This is a genomic window from Streptomyces sp. MGP-BFMKR1 (assembly GCF_057766585.1).
The window spans coordinates 883,394-901,112 of sequence record NZ_CM173408.1 but is presented as its reverse complement, the minus strand read 5'-3'; the positions used below and the strand labels follow the sequence as shown (position 1 = coordinate 901,112).

The window sequence follows — 17,719 nt, the reverse complement described above, 5'->3', positions numbered from 1 at the left end:
GGGTGTCAGTCGCCGACGCCGTACTGGCGCAGCGCCGCCTCGGGGCTGACGTACCGGTCGGCGACGTCGGCGCGTACCGCCTCCGCGTCCCGCTCGGCCGGGTCGCCGAAGCCGCCTCCGCCGCCGGTGGCGCACCGTACGACGTCGCCCTGGGCCAGCTTCAGGCCGTTGGCCTTGAGCAGCCGGCGCTCGTCGGGGCGACCCGGGTTGATGACGACGTCGGGGCCGATCGCGTCGGCGCCGCCGAACAGGCCCCAGGCGGGCTGCCGGGACCGCTCGAACCACAGCGACACGGTGCAGTCGGCCAGCGCCTCGTACTCGCGGACGACGCCGTTGCCGCCGCGCCAGCGGCCGGCGCCGCCACTGTCCGGCCGCATGCCGTAGGAGGTGACGCGGAACGGGTAGCGGGTCTCGAAGACCTCGATCGGCACGTCCTTGAGGGAGCCGTTGACGTTGTTGATGAGCGCGCTCTCGCCGTCCGAGCCGCGCCAGGCCCCCCAACCGCCCAGCGTGGCCTCCAGGCTGACGTACTCCCGGGCGACGCGCGGGTCGAAGCCCGCGAGCAGCACGATCATCGAGTCGCCGTGGCTGGCCGCCGCGACGCGCTCGGGCACGGCCGGCGCCAGCGCGCGGCCCACCATGTCGATGAGCAGCCCGAGGTGCGAGAAGTACCACTGGCAGGCGGCGGGGGCCTTGGCGCCGAGCACCGAGCCCTCCCGCACCTGGGTGGTCATGGTGCGGAACGAGCCGCCGTTGCCGGGCACGTCCGGGCTCACCAGCAGCTTGTAGCCGACCCGCAGCGCCGAGACCGCCTGCGAGACGCCGCAGTTGACGGGGCCCGTCGTCTGGTCGGCCGAGTCGGTGACGTCGAAGTCGATGGTGTCGCCGGCCACCGTGACGCGCAGGCTGATCGGCACCGGCGTCGCCAGGTCGACGCCGTCGTTGTCGAGCACGCCGTCGGCCGTGTACACGCCGTCCGGGATGGCGGCGACCACCTCGCGCTCCAGGAGTTCGGTCTGCCGGAAGATCTCGGCGCTGGCGCCCTCCAGGGTGTCCAGGCCGAACCGGTCCACGATCTCCGTCAGCCGGGCCGAGCCCATCTGGATGCAGGCGATCATCGCGTGCATGTCGCCCGTGGTGGGGTACGGGAAGCGGACGTTGGTGCTGATCGTGTCGATGATCTCGCGGACGAACTCGCCGCCCGACACCAGCTTCTGCGGGCCGAGCCGCAGCCCCTCCTGGAAGATGTTGACCGAGTCCATCGAGCCGCCGGGGTCCTTGGACCCCACGTCGATCCAGTGCGCCCGGGAGGCCGTGAAGCCGATCAGGCGGTCCTCGTGGAAGACCGGGCCGAAGATGGTGACGTCGTTGAGGTGGGTGCCGCCCAGGTAGCTGTCGTTGAGGATCCACACGTCCCCCGGCTGCCACACCTCCCGCCCGAAGCGCTCCTCGGTGGCCAGCGTGCAGGTCTCCAGGTTGCCGAGGAAGATGGGCAGCCCCGCCGACTGTCCGAGCACCTGGTGGTGGGCGTCGAGCAGCGCGACCACGCAGTCGCCGCACTCGTAGATGATGGGCGTGTACGCGGAGCGGATGAGCGTCGCGTTCATGTCCTCCGCCGCCGAGTTGAGCGCGCTGCGGATGATCTCGACGGTTACCGGGTCAACTGCCGTGGTGGTGGTCATCACTTGCCCTTCACTCGGATGATCAGTGAACCGATCTCGTCCACGCTCACGTCGTACCCGGGCGGTACGACGCTGGTCGCGGTGGCCTCGACGATCACCGCCGGCCCCTCGAAGCGGTGCCCCGCCCGCAGGTCGTCGCGGTGCACGACGACGGACTCGGTCTCCCGGCCGCCGAAGACGACCGGGCGGGTGCGGTGCGGGAAGTCCGGCCCGTCCGCCTTCTCCAGCGGCTCGGGCTCGGCGCGGCCCAGGTCGCCGAGGGCGGTGCTGCGCAGGGTGACGAACTCGATCGGCGCCCCGGGGTTGGCGTGCCCGTAGCGGCTGTGGTGCATCGCGGCGAAGCGCTCGGCCATCACCGCCCGGAAGTCCTCCCGGCGGGGCTCGGCCGCGTCGGTGAGCGGCACGGTGAGGGTGTACTCCTGGGCGGCGTAGCGGATGTCCACGGCGTGCTGGACGGTGCGCTGGTCCGCGACGACGCCCTCACCCGCCAGCGAGGCCAGGCCCTCCTCCTCCATGGCGGCGAGCCTGGCGGCCATGTCGCCGCTGTCCAGGTCCTCGTCGAGGAAGAAGTACGGCTCCGAGAAGTCCTTGCGGATCTGCGTCTGGAGCATGCCCCAGGCCGAGAACGCGCCGGGGAACCGGGGCACGATCGTCTCGGCGATGCCCAGTTCGCGGGCGAGGAAGACCGCGTGCATGGGGCCGGCGCCGCCGAAGGCGACCAGGCTGAAGTCGCGTGGCTCGATGCCACGGGAGACGGTGATGGTGCGGATGGCCTGCGCCATCTTCGAGTTGGCGACGTCGCAGATGCCCTCGGCCATGGCGGTGGTCCCCAGGCCCAGTTCGCCGGCGAGCCGGTCGACGGCGCTGACCGCCGCCTCCTGGTCCAACGTCATCCGGCCGGCGGCGAAGCCCTCCGGGTCGACCCGGCCGAGGACCAGGTTGGCGTCGGTGACGGTCGGTTCGGTGCCGCCCCGCCCGTAGCAGGCCGGCCCCGGGCTCGCGCCCGCCGACCGCGGGCCCACCCGCAGCCCGCCCGCCTCGGCGTACGCGACGGAGCCGCCGCCCGCCCCGACGGTGTGGATGTTGACCACGCTCATCAGCATCGGCAGGCCCTCCAGGCGGGCCTCGGCGGCCACGTCCGGCTCCCCGTCCACGATGAGCGACACGTCGAAGGAGGTGCCGCCCATGTCGACGCCGATGAGGTTGGGTCGGTCGGTCACCCGGGCCAGTTCGTGGGAGCCCATCGCCCCGCCGACCGGGCCCGACAGCAGCGTCTGGAGCGGGCGCCGCCGCGCGGACTGCGCGGTGAGCACGCCGCCGGACGACTGCATGACGTGCAGCGGGACGGCCAGCCCGCCCTGGCGCAGCTCCTCCTCCAGGCGGCTGAGGTACTGGCGGACCACGGGCCCGGTGTAGCTCTCGATCACGGCGGACGAGGTGCGCTCGTACTCGCGCCACTCCTTGGCCGCCTCGTGCGAGAGCGAGACCGTGAAGTCCTCGCCCAGTTCCTCGGCCACGATCTCCCGGGCCCGCAGCTCGTGCGCCGGGTTCTTGTAGCTGAACAGGAAGGCGACGGCGATCGCGCCGTGCCCCTCGCGGCGCGCCCGGCGCGCGGCCCGCCGTACGGCCTCCTCGTCCAGTGGCCGCACCTGCGAGCCGTCCTGCGCGAGCCGCCCGCCGATCGCCACCACGTCCCGGCGCGGGACCAGCGGCTCCGGCTTGCGGTAGTGCACGTCGTACAGCCGCGTCCGCGGGCCGCGGGCGATGTGGTACGTGTCCTCGGCCCCCTCGGTGGCGAGCAGCAGGACGCGTACGCCGCGCCGTTCCAGGAAGGCGTTGAGCCCCTGGGTGGTGCCGTGCACCATGAAGCTGATGTCGCCGGGGGAGGCGACGACCGACGCCAGCCCGGACAGGACGCCGCGGCTGAGGTCGTCCGGCGTCGTGGACGCCTTGGTCGCGGCGAACCTGCCGGTCTCCTCGTCGTAGGTGACGACATCGGTGAACGTTCCTCCGATGTCCATGGACACGCGGTAGCGGGTCATGAACCCTCCTTGAGTGCGGAACCTGCTCCGCAAGCTAGAAGGTGGCCCGGACGCCGCCCTGTGCCCGCCGCACAGTCGGCCGTGCTGCGCCCGTGCTGCACGCACCCTCGCGGGCGGGCGCTCGCAGGGGTGTCCGGCGGCGGCCGTGCGGGCGCGGGGCCGGCGCGGGGGCAACCAGGCCGGGGCTTGGCCGCCCCCGCGCGACGGGCGCGACGGGCACGCGGGGTGTGCGGGACCCGTGCCCCGCGCCGGTGGGCGAGGTGGTCAGCCGGCGCCCTGCTGGTCCTCGTGCAGATGCGTGATGAGCCAGCGCCCGTCGGCGCGCCGCAGCACGGCGGTGTTGCGCAACAGCGCCGACGGCCGGTCGTGGTAGTCGACGCGCACCCAGTGCCGGCACACGGCCAACTCCCCGAAGACGTCGACGACCTGGTCGTACGCGGTCAGCCCGGCCTCGACGGGGCCGCCGTCGGCACCCTCGGCGGTGGGCCGGCGCGCGCGTATGCGGTCGAGATCCGGCTTGCCGAGCAGGAGTTGCGGCGTGGCCGAGTCCCAGATGGTGGCCTCGGGGTCGAGATGGGCGTCGATCCGGGCCCGGTCGCCCGACAGGTACGCCTCGTACATGTCGGTGAACACCGACCACACGGCGGCGAGGTCGGCGGCCGAACCACCGGGGCGCGCGGCGCCGCGGGATTCCCCGGACGGCGTGGATGGCGTGGTCGGCGTGGGGGACACGGGTGGTACGGAGGGCATGGCTGGCACCTGTCGTCAAGGTTTTCGGGGTGTCGGGGTTCCAGGGTTTCGGGGGTTCGGCAGCGGGCCCGTCGCGCGGCGGGGTCGGCGGCTGCGCCGCGACCGCCCGGACGGCCGGCTCGCGCCGTCGGCCGCGCTCCCGTTCCGGTCCGTGGGAGGCGCTGACCACCGCACGCGCCGGCCAGGGCCGGGGCCGAGCGCGGCCGGGGGCTGGCGATCTGTAGATCCGTCGGCTAAGCCTACCCAGGTTCGAATCTGGCGCCGCCATGTTTAGGGAGATGGCCCCTGAGCTGCGGAGACGCGGATTGGGGACCGTTTTTGTTGGGGTGCGGTGACGGGCGGACTGTCTCGCCCTGGCTCGTCGTCAACCCGGTTTTACCAGTGGGTGTGGACGGGGCGTGGACGGGTTTGCTGGCTGGTCGAAGGGCTATGCGCTCGGCGGTGCGCATCCTCGTTCTGGGCCTCTGGGGAGGGGCTTTAAGCCCCAGGGCAACCGGCGGATGGTACCCCTCTGCCCCGATTGAAAGCGCGACGTGCGCGAGGCGGCTTCCGCCCGGGCCGTCACGGTTGCGCTCTACGACGCCGAACCGACCGCCCGCCGCCCGCACGTGTCATCGCCCCGCCCGGCGGCCGGGGCGGCCAGTACATCCCGCGCTTCGGCCCGACGGCCCAGGCCAAGTGGCTGTGCGCCAGTTCCACGCGGACCAGGCCGCGTTAAGCACCGAGCAACGTCACGGCGCTGACAGGTGCATCCGCTACCTGCGCACCAAGCGCGAGTTCCCGCACTTCGTGAAGGCCCTCGCCAGCGGCTGGCCCATTCGAAGTCATGGCATTTCATGGGTCGCGGGCAGCGGTCGTCTAGCGGCTGCCGAGCTCTCCCTTGGTGAACCCGTATTGGTGTGCCGCAAGCACAGTGGCGAGTGCGGGGACGAGCAGTGCGAGCGCGACCCAACTCAGCCAGGACGCATCCAATCCGCTGAGGACGATGCCTCCGATGATGCCACCACCGGCGATTCCGACGTTCCATCCGGTGGTGAGGAGTGCTTGGGCGACATCGCCGGCGTCGCCTGCTGCTTCGGCGACTGCGGTCTGCAACAGGGTGGAGGTGCCGCCGAACGCGAGCCCCCAGAGCGCCGCGCTGGCGTAGACGAGCGCGGGCACGCCGGAGAAGATGCCGAGCAGCAGCGCGCATGTCGCGAAGAGCACACACGCGATGATCATGAGGAGGCGCAGGCGCCGATGGACGAGCGCTCCGGCGATCCAGATGCTCACCAGCGATACGAGGCCGAAGGTGAGCAGCACGGCGTCGATTTGACCTGTCATGTCGAGCGGCTTGAGGAACGAGGCGATGTAGGTGTAGAGGATGCTGTGGGCGAGCACGAACGTGAGGGTCACGAAGAGCACGGGCGCTACGCCCGGAATGCGAAGGGTACGGGTTAGTGGGAGCCGTGAGCCCTTGGGCTGTCCGGGGAAGTTCGGCACCGCCGCGATGACCCACACGATCAACGCGAGCGTGAGGACGGTCATGATCCCGAACGCGTATCGCCACTCGACGAGCTTGGCCAGAAACGCCGCAGCAGGAACTCCGACGGACAGGGCGACGATTGCGCCCCCCATCGCGATCGCCATTGCCTTGCCGCGCTGTTGTGAGGGAACCATCCGTACCGCGTAGCCGGCCAACAGCGCCCAGAGCAATCCGCCGACGATGCCGCCCAGGCACCGGGCGGCTAGCGTGAGTGCGAAGTTGTCGGAGAGCGCGGTGACGGTGTTGGCGATCGCGAGTCCTGTGGTGGCCACCAGTAGCAGGTGTCGGCGCGGCCAGCCGATCGTCGCCTTGGTGAGCGGGATGGCGGCGAGGATCGCCCCGATCGCGAAGACGGTGACGCTCTGCCCGGCGGTGCTTTCGCTGACACCCAGGTCTCGGCTTATCTCGGGAAGCACCCCGGCGGGCATCGTCTCGGTCAGGAGCGTAATGAACCCGGTGGTGGCCAAGGCCAGAAGACCCGCCAGCGGGAGCCGGGCGTTCGTTATCGAGCGAGGTAGCAGAGTGTCTGGTCGTGTCATAACCTCACCATCGATGGGTGACATCAGTGTGAAGGTCAACTCGGTGTGCGCCGAGTCACAGAACGTCAGCCACAGAGGGCGAGGAGAGGGATATGCGGATCGGTGAGCTGTCGACGCGCACCCGGACTCCGATGAGGTTGCTGCGCTACTACGAGGAGCAGGAACTGATCGAGGCGAATCGACTACCCAACGGATACCGGGACTACGAGGAGTACGTCGTTGACCGGGTTCTCCAGGTACGGGGCCTGCTCGACGCAGGGCTACCCACACGGATCATCAAGCAGATCCTGCCCTGCCTGAACACCCCCCGCACGATCCACATGCCCTACGTCACGCCAGACATGGTCGCAACGCTCGAACACGAACGCGATCGCATGGCCGAGAAAATCGAATGTCTCACCAAGAACCACCAAGCCATCACCGACTACCTCGACGCCGCGCGCCGTAATACCCGAGCCTCCTAACCGGTGCCGGGTCTGCTGAGCTGTTGCCAGCCACTCGGTCAGCTTCTCCGCATCCGCGACCGGACACTCCCGAAATCAGAAATGCTCCCGGGCCCGTCGTACCCGCCATCAGCGTTCCCATGGAACGAGTAGCTGTAGGCGAAGCACAATCCAGACAGCGGGCCTCCGGGCGGTGTCCGCCGGCCGCTTCCACGCCCCGTGCGGCCGGTTCCGGAGCCGGCGGCCGGCTCGCGGAGGTCAGCCGTTCACGCTCCGGACAGCTTGAACTCCCTTCACCGGACGCGGCGACTTCACGGGGCGACCACAGGGTGGATTAGTCATGTTCGCGACATGAAAGGACTCCGCTCCATGGTCCAGACCCGCGCAGCCCACTCACGCCTTGGCCGACTCGCCCTCACCGCCGCCCTCGCGGCGCTCGCCGCGGCCGTGTCCGCCCCGGGTGCCCACGCCGCCGCGCTCCCTTCGGTCGTGCCGGTCGCGGAGACCCCCGCGCTCCACGACGACGAGGCGGGCGGCAACGCCGACGCCGACGACCCGGCCATCTGGCGCAACGCCGCCGACCCGGACCGCAGCCTGGTCATCGCCACCGCGAAGGAGGGCGGGCTGCGCGTGTACGACCTGGACGCGCGCGAGGTGCAGTCCGTGCCGGCGCCCACGCCGCCCGGCCCGGACGACGCCCCCGGCCGGTTCAACAACGTCGACCTCGTGCACGGCCTGCGGCTGTCGACCGGCCGCACGGACCTGGCCGTCACCAGCGACCGGGGCAACGACCGGCTGCGGGTCTACCGCGTCGACCCGCGCCGCGCCGGCGGCCCGCTGGTCGACGTCACCGACCCGAAGGCCCCGCCCGTCTTCTCCGCCTCCCAGCAGGAGATCAACGAGCAGCGCACCGCCTACGGCCTCGCGACCTGGACCGACCCCGCCACCGGCCGTGGCTACGCGCTGGTCAGCCAGCGCGAGCGGACCCGTATCGGCCTCCTCGAACTGACCGCGAACCCCGACGGCACGGTCGGCTACCGCCCGGTGCGCACGCTCGACCTGCCGGCCAGCTTCCGGCTGCCGAACGGCACCGACTGGTCCCCGTGCGCCGAGCCGGGCGAACTGCCGCAGGTCGAGGGCATGGTCGTGGACCCGGCCAACGGCACGCTGTACGCCGGGCAGGAGGACGTCGGCATCTGGCGGCTGCGCGCCGACCTGACCGGCACGCCGCACCTGGTGGACACGGTGCGCGAGTACGGCGTACCCGGCACGTACGACGAGGAGAGCGAGGAGTGCGTGGCGGGCGCCGACCCCGGCTTCGGCGGCGAGCGCCTGGCGGCCGACGTCGAGGGCCTGACACTGCTGCGGGAGGCGGACGGCGACGGCTACCTGCTGGCCTCCAGCCAGGGCGACGACACCTTCGCCGCCTACGACCGCGAACTGTCCGACCGCAACGAGTACGAGGGCGGCTTCCGCGTCGGCGCGGCCTCCGCCACGCTGGACGGCTCGCAGGAGTGCGACGGCGCGGCCGTGCTCAACGAACCGCTGGGCCGCCGGTACCCGCACGGCCTGCTCGTCGTCCAGGACGGTCACGACACGCCCGGCGCCACCGAACGCCCCGCCACCAACTTCAAGTTCGTGGACCTGGGCCCGGTGCTCGACGCGCTCGACGACTGACCCACGGACCCACTGACGCACTGACCCACGGGCCGGCTGACGCCCCGCCGACCAGCGCACCGACCCGTGCGCCGGACCGGTCGGCGGGGCGCACCGGCCGGTCGACGACGACCGCCGGCCGGCGCCTCGCCCGGTGGGCCGGGTCCGCGCCAGCGGTGGGCCCGCGCGAGGCCGGCGGCCAACGCCCCGGGTGCCGGCCCGGTCACGGGCGCCGGAAGAACTCCACCTCGGCCAGGGCGAGATGGCGGCCGGCGGTCAGCCCGGCCGGGGAGGCGAGCGTGAGGCGGATGCTCGTCGCGTTGCTGACGCCGACGTGGAACGTCTGCGGCCCGGGCTTGTCGGCCAGGTCGAGCCTCTTGCGGGTGATCTGGCCGTCCTTGGCCACCACCTCCATGTCCATGCGCAGCGCCCGCCCCTGACGGGTGTACTCCTTCCGGGAGGCCGAGGCGCCGTTGGTGACGATCAGTTCCACCAGCCGGAACGGCTTGCCGAAGGTGTACGTGACGGTGGCGCCGGACGAGGGCGCGCCCCAGTAGCGGTTGCGTAACTCGTCCGTCGTGTTGCCCGCCGGATGGCCCGCCACCTCCGCGGAGGCCGACGCGCGCGTCGGCGTCACCGCCTTGGGCTTCTTCAGCTTGTCGCGGGTGTCCTCGAAGACGTGCCGTGCGACGGGGAGCAGCAGGTAGCCACCGACGCACAGCGCCGCGACCACGGTCAGGATCACGAACAGCCGCACCAGTCGGCCCGAACGCGCCCTGGTGCGACGACGCAGCGGCCACAGGGTCCGCCACCACGGGAGCGGGGCCCGCGCGGCGGCCGAGGCCAGCGGCGCCGCGCAGCGGCGGCAGAACCGGCGGTGGGGCGGGTTGGGCGCGCGGCAGGCGGGGCAGGGGATGCCGGTCGTCGGGTCGTCCGTCGTGACCGGCCGCACGGTGGGGCGCGGTGCGACCGCCTTCGCGGGCTTGACCGGCCGGGGAGCCTCGCTCTCGGGCGGGGCGCTCGCCGGGCCGGGCCGGGTGGGTTCGGGCGCCGGGGTCGGACGCGCCGCCCGCGCGGTGCGTTGGGCGCCCGAGGGCGGCGGGTTGGGGCGCGGCGGCGTTGAGCCGGCCGGGGGCTCGCCGGCCGTGGCCGCTGGGGCCGTCGCGGCTCCGGCGTCCGGTGGCCTGGTGGCCGGCGCCCCGGGCTCCGGTGCCTCGGGGGCCCGTGCCGCGCGGTCGGGGGCCGCGGGCTCCTGGGGCGCGGTGGGGCGGGCGGTGGCGGTGGGGGCGGGGGCGTTCGGGCCCGCGTCCGTGGCCGGGGCGCGGTGGTGGGGGCGGGGCGGGGCCGCGGTGTCCGCGTCCCCGGGGGCGCCGTCCGCGGCGTGGGGCGCCGCACCGCCTGGCGCGCTCCCCGCGCCCGCCGCCGGCCGGGGAGTGGACCAGCCCAGGTAGCCGCCGCAGTTCCCGCAGAAGTCGTCGTTGTCCTCGTTGGCGGCCCCGCAGGCCGGACACGCGCGCGTCACGTTGACCCTCCTTCGTCCGACGGCGGCCCGGCCAGGACCTCCACGCGGTACGCCGTGTGCACGGGGACCAGGGCCCGGACGATCTCGTGGACCTGCTCCGCCTCCACCACCGCCGCTCCCCGGGGCCACACCCGGACCACGATCTCGGCGGCCGGCGGGGGAGGCAGCGCGGAGCCCGCCGTGCGCGACCAGACCGCCCCGCCGTCCCCCACGACGTCCGACCCCACGCCGAGCACCAGGCGCAGCGCCTCGGTCAGCCCGCGCCGCGTGCCGCGCCCTCGGTGCAACTCCACGGCGCGCGTCGCGGCCTCGCGGCGCAACGCGAGCGGCCAGTTCACGTCGTCGATCCCGCCGACCCAGGACGCGAGCCAGCCCAGGAAGTCGGCCGGGGTCAGCCGTGGGTCGAAGTAGGCGTGCAGGTTGTCGAGGGTGGCGAAGACGGGGGCCAGCACCGTGTCGAGGCCGGCGGTGAACCGCTGGGCCAGGTCGTCGTCGGCGTACAGGGCGGGCAGTTGGGCTCCGATGGGGTGCCGGCTGGGGAGGCCGGGCACGGCGGCGCGGGTCATGCCGGGCCCTCCGGCGCGGCGGGGCCCACGATTACCTGGTGCCGGTAGGAGAAGACGAGCGCGCCCGGGCCGATGTCGATGCGGTCGACGGGCGCGCCGCGCCGTCCGGTGATCGGGTCCGCGGCGAACATGCGGATCTCCTCCACGAGCGCGTTCCCCACGACACCCTGGAGGACGCCGAACACCTCCCCGTACTGCACCGGCCGGCCGAACGGCCAGCCGGCGCCCTCCGGCCCGCCGCGCAGCGGGTTGAGGTAGCGGAACAGCGCGGCGAGCGCGGCGTCGCGCACCTGGTCGGGTTCGTCACCGGCGCGCGCGGACAGCCGGGCCACCACGGTGACGCCCTGGTAGACGGGGGGCTCGACGACGAGGCGGGTACCGATCAGGCGCCGCTCGTCCAGTGCCCTGGTGACCGACGCGAGCACCTGGTCGGTCGGGATCAACTGCTCGAACCGGAGCCGGTCCCCCTCGTCGGCGACCGCGTCGGGCACCAACAACACCCGGACCGCCCCCGGCGAGTCCGCCGCCGGCAGGCACCGGACACGGCGCACGGAGGGGGCCGCCTGGCGGGCGATGATCTCGTGGTCCGCCGCCGTCACCGCCCGCCCCTGCGTCCGCAGCGCCTGCGGGGCGCGCAGCCGGGCGTTGGCCACACTCTCCCCGGCGACCCCACCTCGGGCCGCCTCGCGGTTGTCGACCTGCGTCACGTACGGGACGGAGCTGCGCAGCACGTTGATGGCGCCCCGGGGCACGTTGCCCTCCGGGCCGCCGCCGGTGCGGTAGCGGGCCACGCGCAGGTGCGCTCCCTTGGGCGGCACGGCGCCGTACGCGCGCAGCGTGCCGTCCCGCTCGCGCAGCACCGGGCCGAAGGCGAACTCACCGCGCGTGGCGTCCACGCGTACGTGCCGATCCTCGGGCCCCGAGCGGCCGAAGTCGTCGACCACCTCCCAGCGTTGCCAGCCGTCGGCCGTGGAGACCTCGACCACCGGGGGTGGGCCGTCGAGCAGGACGGGTGGGCGGTCAAGGCGGAAGCTCTGTCCCGCGACCCCCTCCGAGATGCCGAGGGCCGCGTCGGTCACCGTCTCGGCGTGCTCCACCGTCATGGTGCCGCCGACGGTGAACACGGCCGCCTCGCGCACGGTGGGGGAGACCGAGTAGAAGGGCTGCCCCGGCTCGGGTTCCACGACCCGGCAGCGCAGCCAGCCGCCCCGGGTGCCGCCGATCACCGAGGCCGTGTGCGCGGCCGGCACGTACACGATGACCTCGCCCGGCCGGTTCAGGCCGCCGGTGGTGTCGGTGCCGGTCTCGCAGCGTTGCCAGCGTCCGCCGTCCCACGCCTCCCACACCAGCGGGGGCTGGCGCGGGTCGACGCCGACGCCCTCGACGCGGCTGTCCAGACGCACGGCGACCACGCAGCGCGGAACGGCCGTCGGCAGGCCGAACAGCAACGCGTCGCCCGGCTCGGGCGTGGCCTGGAAACAGGGCACGTCCCGTTCCTCCGCGAGCGCGCCGGTCAGGTCGGCCTGTTCGCCCGTGCGGGGCGCGCTCACCAGGCGCGTCAACTCGCTGGGCACGATGCGGAGTTCGTCCGTGGTGGCGAACACCACGGCCTCCTCCGTCTCGCCGGTCGCGGTCGTCACCTCGGTGCCGGCGGCGAGCACCACCACCTCGGGCTGCGGCGCCGACAGCCAGAAGTCGACCTCGGCGCTCGCGGCTCCGGGCGGGAACAGCCGGATGTCCAGCAGGTCGAGGAAGGCCAGGTAGTTCTTCTCCGGTACCCGGTTCAGCCGGTAGAGCGTCAGGTCCACGAGGTAGGCGAAGGTCTCGATCAACGTGACGCCGGGATCGGAGACGTTGTGGTCGGTCCACTCCGGCGCACGCTGCTGGACGTACCGCTTGGCCTCGTCGACGAGCTGCTGGAAGCGCCGGTCGTCGAGGTTGGGGGAAGGCAGGGCCATCAGCTCGGGACCGTTTCCTCAGCGCCCTCGTCGGAGGGGATGGTGTAGAAGGGGAAGACCAGGTTGCGCCGGTCGTTGGTGGTGCGCACCGTGTAGCGCACGTCGATGTAGAGGGTGCCGACCTGCACCGAGTCGAAGGCCACGAGCACGTCGGTCACCGTGATCCGTGGCTCCCACCGCTCCAGTGCCTCCCGCACCTGTTGGGCGATGCGGCCGGCGGTGGCGCCGTCGCCGGGCGCGAACACGTAGTCGTGGATGCCGCAGCCGAACTCGGGCCGCATCGGACGCTCGCCCGGCGCCGTGCCGAGCACGAGCCGGATGGCCTCCTCGATCTCCCGTTCCCGCTCGACCATGGCGATGCCCCCGGCGGGCCCGACCCGCAGCGGGAAGGCCCAGCCGCGGCCGATGAACCGCTCGCTCACAGCGCCCCTCCGATCTGCACGTCCAGCGCGCCCGTGATGATCTGCGCGCCGCACGTGGTCCGGTCGCCCACCCGCGCGGCGGGCAGCCCACCGATGAGCACCAGGCCGCCGGTGACGCTCCCGGGGCTGGGTGTGACCACGTTGCCCGGGCCGAGCACCGTGTGCGGCAGCAGCGGGCAGGAATGCACGCTGCCCACGACCGCGGCCGGTCGGCCGCCGATCAGGACGCGGACCACCGCGGCGGCGGCCGGGGGCGGCGGGGTGGTGATCCGGCCGCCGTGGACGGTGGCGTCGCCGGTGCGGGCTGCGGCGGGCATGGGGTGCTCCTTGGGTCGAAGAGGCTGGAGGCTGGTGGAGGGAACGGGACGGAGTACGGGGGCCGGGAGGCCGGGGGGCGGAAGGGGTCGGGCCGTGGCCTCAGTTGATGCGGATGAGCTTCGCCTTGAGCACGCCGAGCAGGCCGCCGTCGACCGTGACCTGGGTCCTGCCGGACACGCCGACCCTGGTCCCGTCGATGTTGACGCCCGCGCTGCCGCTGATGTCCACCTGGCGGCCCTTGAGGGTCACGGTTCCCTGCCCGGCGTCCAGCGTGATGCTCCGCCGGTCCAGGACGACGGAGGTCGCGGCCCGCTTGGGTCCCGCGTACACGGTCACCTCGATCCGGTCCCGACGGTCGTCCATGCGCACCTCCAGGCGCTCGTCCCCGGTGACCAGGCGCAGCCCCGATGGGCCGGGCGCCGGGGCGTCCAGCAACTCCACGCGGTGCCCCGAACGCGAGGCGACGGAGCGGCGGTTGACCTTGCCGCTGACCTTGTCGATGAGGGGAACGTCGTGCGGTGACGGCTTGTCCACGCCGTTGTAGAGCCCGCCGATGACGTACGGGCTGTCCAGCAGCCCCTGCTCGAAGCCCACCAGCACCTCGTCGTTGACCTCGGGGCTGACGACGCCGCCCCCGCCCTTGCCGCCCCACTGGACGGTGCGCACCCAGTCGGAGACGTACGTGGTGTCGAGCCAGGGGAACTTCAGCCGCACCGCGCCGCGTTCGGACCGGTTCGGCTCGCGGACGTCCGTGACCACGCCGATGGCGAGCCCCGGCATGCGCGGCCCACGGTCGGGCGCGTTGGCGCCGGTCACCAGGCCGTTCAGCGAGCGGTCCGGACTGGCGCTGACCCACAGGGTGGTCCGGTAGCCGCCGTGCGGCTCCAGGACGTGCTGCACCGCCGTGGCCGTGTAGCGGCCGGTGAACGCCTGCCCCACGTTGCCCAGCGCGATCGGCTTGCCGGCGCGCAGCTCCGGGTTCCCCTCGACCACCGCCTCCAGCTCCGCGAACCCCGCCGCGACCTGCTCCGCCGTCGCCCGCGCCACCGCCGTCGTCTCCGCCTGGGTGCGGTACGGCGTGTCCGTGACAGCTACCCGGGCTGCCTTGCCGAACTTGGCGGCGACGGTCGCCGGCTTCAGGCCGGGCGCCACCGCCCCGCTGACCACGGACGGCTGCTCGGCGACCAACGGCTTCTTGGTGGTCGTGTTCCAGCCACGGACCTGCACCCGGGCGGCCGAGTCGGCGGCCGAGAGCCCGGCCCGCAGCGCCAGCAGGTTGCTCCCGAACTGCAACACCAACGGGTTGTGCCCGGCCGACGTCGAGGGCGCGGGCGCGCGGGCGGCCTTCACGGGCTGGGTGAACTGGAGGAGTCCCTTGTCGTCGACGCGCACGTGGGCGCCGCTCTCGCGCGCCAGGTACTGCAGGAAGTCCCAGTCGGAGACGTTGGCCTGGGACAACTGCTGGTGGGTGATGGCCGGCGCCTGCACCCTGCCGCAGGCGAGCCCGGCCCCGGCCGCGACCTTGCGAACGATCGCCGCGGTCGTCATGTTCCGGTACGCCACCACCTTGCGGCCCCGCTGGAGGCGGTGGGCCTTGGAGTAGGCGCGCAGGACGGTGAAGGCGCCGGTGCCGTCCTGGTCGAGCTCCAGGGCCGTGACCTCGCCGCTGAACAGCAGTTGGCGCGCCTGGTTCTTCGCGGTCATCACCGACACCCGCAGGGGCGTGCCGATGGTGATGCCGTTGGCCGACAGGAACTCGTGCCGGTCGTCGCGGTAGGTGAGGACCGCCGTGTCGGGCAGGCCGACGTTCTCGTCGACGACGCAGCTCACCAACTGCGCGGCCCACGCCTGCGGCAGCTCGGCGGGCGCCTCGACGATGGGGTCGGCGGCGAACGACCGGCCGCCGCTCGCCTTGGACGGGCTCACGACGCCTCCTCGTCGTAGCCGCCCCGTACGGCCGGCACCACGACCTCGCTGCCGGGGACGAGGGCGATCGGGTCGTCGATGTCGTTGGCCTCCGCGATGACGCGCCAGACGGTCGCGTCGCCGTACTCGCGCCAGGCCAGCATCGCCAGGCTGTCGCCGGCCACCACGGTGTGCGTGCGGCGCGCGGTGCGCGCGCCCGAGGTGGGGTTCTGCCCCGCGGGCCCGACGCTGGCCTCCTCGATGGACAGCGAACACGTCGCCCGTAGGGGCGTTCCGTCCACGTCGAAGAGCGTGTACGACACCGACAGGTTCGACAGCACCCCGTCGAAGGAGGTGGAGCGCGCGGTGCCCCACTCGAACCGCACCCACGGGCTCGCCGGCTTCTTGCGGCCCAGGCTGGTCGGGGTCGGCACGCACGCCTTCATGAGCGTCTCGACGGCCCGCTCCACCGAGTCGTCGTGGCGGGCGGTGGCGTCCAGGAACACGTCCAGGCTCAGCGTGCGCGGACCACTGCCGACGAACTCGGGCAGGGCGGACTCGCCCGCCATCCGCGAGGGCGTACGCCGCCACTCGGTGGTCTTGCCCAGTTGCAGCGTGGACGGGTTGAACTGGAGGTTGAGCCGCGCGATCACCCCGCCGGGCTTGGCCCCGACGGCGGTCGGCGGCTCCTTGAGCGTGAGCTGGGCCCTGGCCCGGCTGGCACGGACCGCTGGGGACATGCTGTGCCTTCCTGTTTCGGGCGGTGCGTCGGACGGGTGGGCCGGCTCGCCGGCCCGTTGGCGCCGCGTGGCGCCGTCGTGTCGGTGCCGGCGGCGTCAGCTCGGTGACAGGCCCTGGTGGGCGATCTCCAGCGTCTCGACGGCCGGTTGGGAGCTGCTCGGGTCGAAGGACGGGCCCTGCCAGCGCACGGGGACGATGCCGAACACCTGCCAACTGATGATCTGGCTCAGGTCCGGCCGCAGCGCCACGATCTCGCCGTCCTTGGCCTCGACCCGGCGCAGCGTCTCGTCCAGCCAGCGGCCGATCTTCGCCGTGTCGGCGGTGACGGGCCGGGTGAGGGTGATGTTGGACCAGGACACCCGGCCGGGCAGTTGCCAGGTGAAGCCGTTGTTGCCGCCCTCCGCGTAGCTCTCCATCTCGACCTCGGCGCCCATGCCCGAGCAGGTGTGGAAGGCGCCCAGGTCGCTGCCGCCGATGGCCAGCCGAAAGAACACGCTCGTCGCGAAGATGTTGTCCGTCATGCGTCCACCGGTCCCGTCGTTCGTTCCTCGTCCGTCGCGCGTCTCCCCGCGGCCCCGCCCTCGGGGGCGGTGCCGCCCTGGCCCGTCCTCACCGGCGCCCGTCGAAGGGCCTGCCCGCCCGCTCGCGACCGCGCCGTAACTCGGTGCGCAGCAGCCGGGCCACCGGGTCGAGCAGGCGCCGGGCCAGCTCGTCCATGTCGGGCCCCGGGGGCGGCGCCGCCTTCTGGTGCGCGGCGGCCTGCTGCGCGGCGCCTTCGCCCCGCTCCGTGGGCCGCGCCGGGTGGGGCGCCGCCACCCCGGGCGGGTGACCGTCGGGCCCGCCGCCGCCCTCGGTCGGGCCACCCGGGGCCCGCTGGATCACCGGCGCGCCGGGCGGCCTCGCCGTCGCCGTCGCCGCCGAGGGCGTGGCCGGGCGGCGGGCCAGCACGGGCGGCCCGGCCGCCGCGCGGGGCACGGCCTGTACCGGTACGACGGGGGCGTTCCCCACCGGGGGCCGCGCCGCGCCCGGTTCGGCGCGCGGCGCGGTCACGGGCAGCGGCCCGACCGGCGCGAGCCCGCCGCTGGCCGCCGTCGTCCCCGGCCTGACCACGGGGGCGCTCGGCCGTACGAGCGGGGGAGCGCCGGGTGGAGACGGGGCGCCGGGCGCGTCGGCGAACGTGGCCGTGCCGGCGGTGCCGTGCCCCGGCCTGGTGGGCGTGGCCGGCGCCCGCTGGACGGGGGCGGGCGCCCCGGCGACCGGCGGGGTGTGCGGCGCGGGTCGCGGGGGCGGGCCCGGGGCCTGGTCGGTGAGCGGCGGCGTGGCACGGGGCCAACGGGGCGCCACCACGGGGCGGGTGGCGCGCGGTGGCGCCGCCTCGGCGGTCGCGCGGATGCCGGGCACCAGCGGACGCGAGGCGAGCAGACGGGCGGCGGGCAGACGGGTGGTGGGCAGCGCCCGGGGCACGGGCTCGCCCACGCCGCCGCTCGCGCCTCCCGCGCGGGGCACGGGCCGGGCCATGACCAACGGGACCCGCCCGCCCGCGCGGGGCGCGGCGGACGGGGCGGCGCCGCGCGCCGCCGGCCGCGCCGCGTCCGGGCCCGCCGGTTCCGCACCGGCCGCCCGACCTTCTGGTCCGTGCGGGGCGCCGGG

15 protein-coding genes are annotated in these 17,719 nt (G+C 73.8%); 2 read left to right on the top strand and 13 right to left on the bottom strand.

Translation table 11 applies throughout. From position 1 onward, the window contains the following. Positions 1–5: 5 nt before the first annotated feature. The 4 genes from AC3CHW_RS03155 to AC3CHW_RS03140 form a co-directional block, all read right to left on the bottom strand. Positions 6–1,682, bottom strand: a complete 1,677-nt coding sequence (locus AC3CHW_RS03155; RefSeq protein WP_488469481.1) for a hydantoinase B/oxoprolinase family protein — start codon at positions 1,680–1,682, stop codon at positions 6–8. Next, positions 1,682–3,724: a hydantoinase/oxoprolinase family protein gene (locus AC3CHW_RS03150; protein ID WP_398606943.1), complete on the bottom strand. Its 2,043-nt coding sequence runs from the start codon at positions 3,722–3,724 to the stop codon at positions 1,682–1,684. Before AC3CHW_RS03150 ends, AC3CHW_RS03155 begins: the two co-directional genes overlap by 1 nt. 264 nt (positions 3,725–3,988) lie before the next feature. Then, complete coding sequence (locus AC3CHW_RS03145; RefSeq protein ID WP_488469480.1) at positions 3,989–4,474, bottom strand: nuclear transport factor 2 family protein; 486 nt, start codon at positions 4,472–4,474, stop codon at positions 3,989–3,991. Between the two features lie 858 nt (positions 4,475–5,332). After that, on the bottom strand, positions 5,333–6,562 hold the full coding sequence (locus AC3CHW_RS03140) for an MFS transporter (protein WP_488469479.1): 1,230 nt from the start codon (positions 6,560–6,562) through the stop codon (positions 5,333–5,335). 68 nt (positions 6,563–6,630) lie between these two features. Between AC3CHW_RS03140 and AC3CHW_RS03135 the strand changes: the two genes are divergently transcribed. Together AC3CHW_RS03135 and AC3CHW_RS03130 are read left to right on the top strand one after the other, a co-directional pair. Next, complete coding sequence (locus AC3CHW_RS03135; protein WP_488469478.1) at positions 6,631–7,002, top strand: MerR family transcriptional regulator; 372 nt, start codon at positions 6,631–6,633, stop codon at positions 7,000–7,002. Positions 7,003–7,350: 348 nt separating this feature from the next. Continuing rightward, positions 7,351–8,658 carry a phytase gene (locus AC3CHW_RS03130; RefSeq protein ID WP_488469477.1) on the top strand — a complete coding sequence of 436 codons (1,308 nt, stop codon included), beginning with the start codon at positions 7,351–7,353 and terminating at the stop codon, positions 8,656–8,658. 202 nt (positions 8,659–8,860) lie between these two features. Here the strand turns inward: AC3CHW_RS03130 and AC3CHW_RS03125 are convergent, their stop codons facing one another. The 9 genes from AC3CHW_RS03125 to AC3CHW_RS03085 form a co-directional block, all read right to left on the bottom strand. After that, the gene (locus AC3CHW_RS03125; protein WP_488469476.1) at positions 8,861–10,159 is read right to left on the bottom strand and encodes a zinc ribbon domain-containing protein; all 1,299 of its coding nucleotides are present in this window, start codon (positions 10,157–10,159) and stop codon (positions 8,861–8,863) included. After that, positions 10,156–10,725, bottom strand: coding sequence for a phage tail protein (locus AC3CHW_RS03120; protein WP_488469475.1), 570 nt, complete (start codon positions 10,723–10,725; stop codon positions 10,156–10,158). Before AC3CHW_RS03120 ends, AC3CHW_RS03125 begins: the two co-directional genes overlap by 4 nt. Continuing rightward, positions 10,722–12,683, bottom strand: a complete 1,962-nt coding sequence (locus AC3CHW_RS03115) for a putative baseplate assembly protein (protein WP_488469474.1) — start codon at positions 12,681–12,683, stop codon at positions 10,722–10,724. The genes AC3CHW_RS03120 and AC3CHW_RS03115 overlap by 4 nt, the downstream gene beginning before the upstream one ends. Next, complete coding sequence (locus AC3CHW_RS03110) at positions 12,683–13,105, bottom strand: GPW/gp25 family protein (protein ID WP_387595946.1); 423 nt, start codon at positions 13,103–13,105, stop codon at positions 12,683–12,685. The genes AC3CHW_RS03115 and AC3CHW_RS03110 overlap by 1 nt, the downstream gene beginning before the upstream one ends. After that, a complete protein-coding gene (locus AC3CHW_RS03105; protein ID WP_488469473.1) occupies positions 13,102–13,422 on the bottom strand; it encodes a PAAR domain-containing protein in 321 nt (106 codons plus the stop codon). The genes AC3CHW_RS03110 and AC3CHW_RS03105 overlap by 4 nt, the downstream gene beginning before the upstream one ends. A gap of 100 nt (positions 13,423–13,522) precedes the next feature. Continuing rightward, complete coding sequence (locus AC3CHW_RS03100; protein ID WP_488469472.1) at positions 13,523–15,349, bottom strand: VgrG-related protein; 1,827 nt, start codon at positions 15,347–15,349, stop codon at positions 13,523–13,525. Beyond that, positions 15,346–16,068 (bottom strand): CIS tube protein, encoded by a 723-nt coding sequence (locus AC3CHW_RS03095; RefSeq protein WP_488469471.1) that lies wholly within the window; start codon positions 16,066–16,068, stop codon positions 15,346–15,348. Before AC3CHW_RS03095 ends, AC3CHW_RS03100 begins: the two co-directional genes overlap by 4 nt. A 96-nt stretch (positions 16,069–16,164) precedes the next feature. Further along, positions 16,165–16,590: a phage tail protein gene (locus AC3CHW_RS03090; RefSeq protein ID WP_176165171.1), complete on the bottom strand. Its 426-nt coding sequence runs from the start codon at positions 16,588–16,590 to the stop codon at positions 16,165–16,167. An 88-nt stretch (positions 16,591–16,678) separates the two neighbouring features. Further along, positions 16,679–17,575: a hypothetical protein gene (locus AC3CHW_RS03085; RefSeq protein WP_488469470.1), complete on the bottom strand. Its 897-nt coding sequence runs from the start codon at positions 17,573–17,575 to the stop codon at positions 16,679–16,681. Between the last annotated feature and the right edge of the window lie 144 nt (positions 17,576–17,719).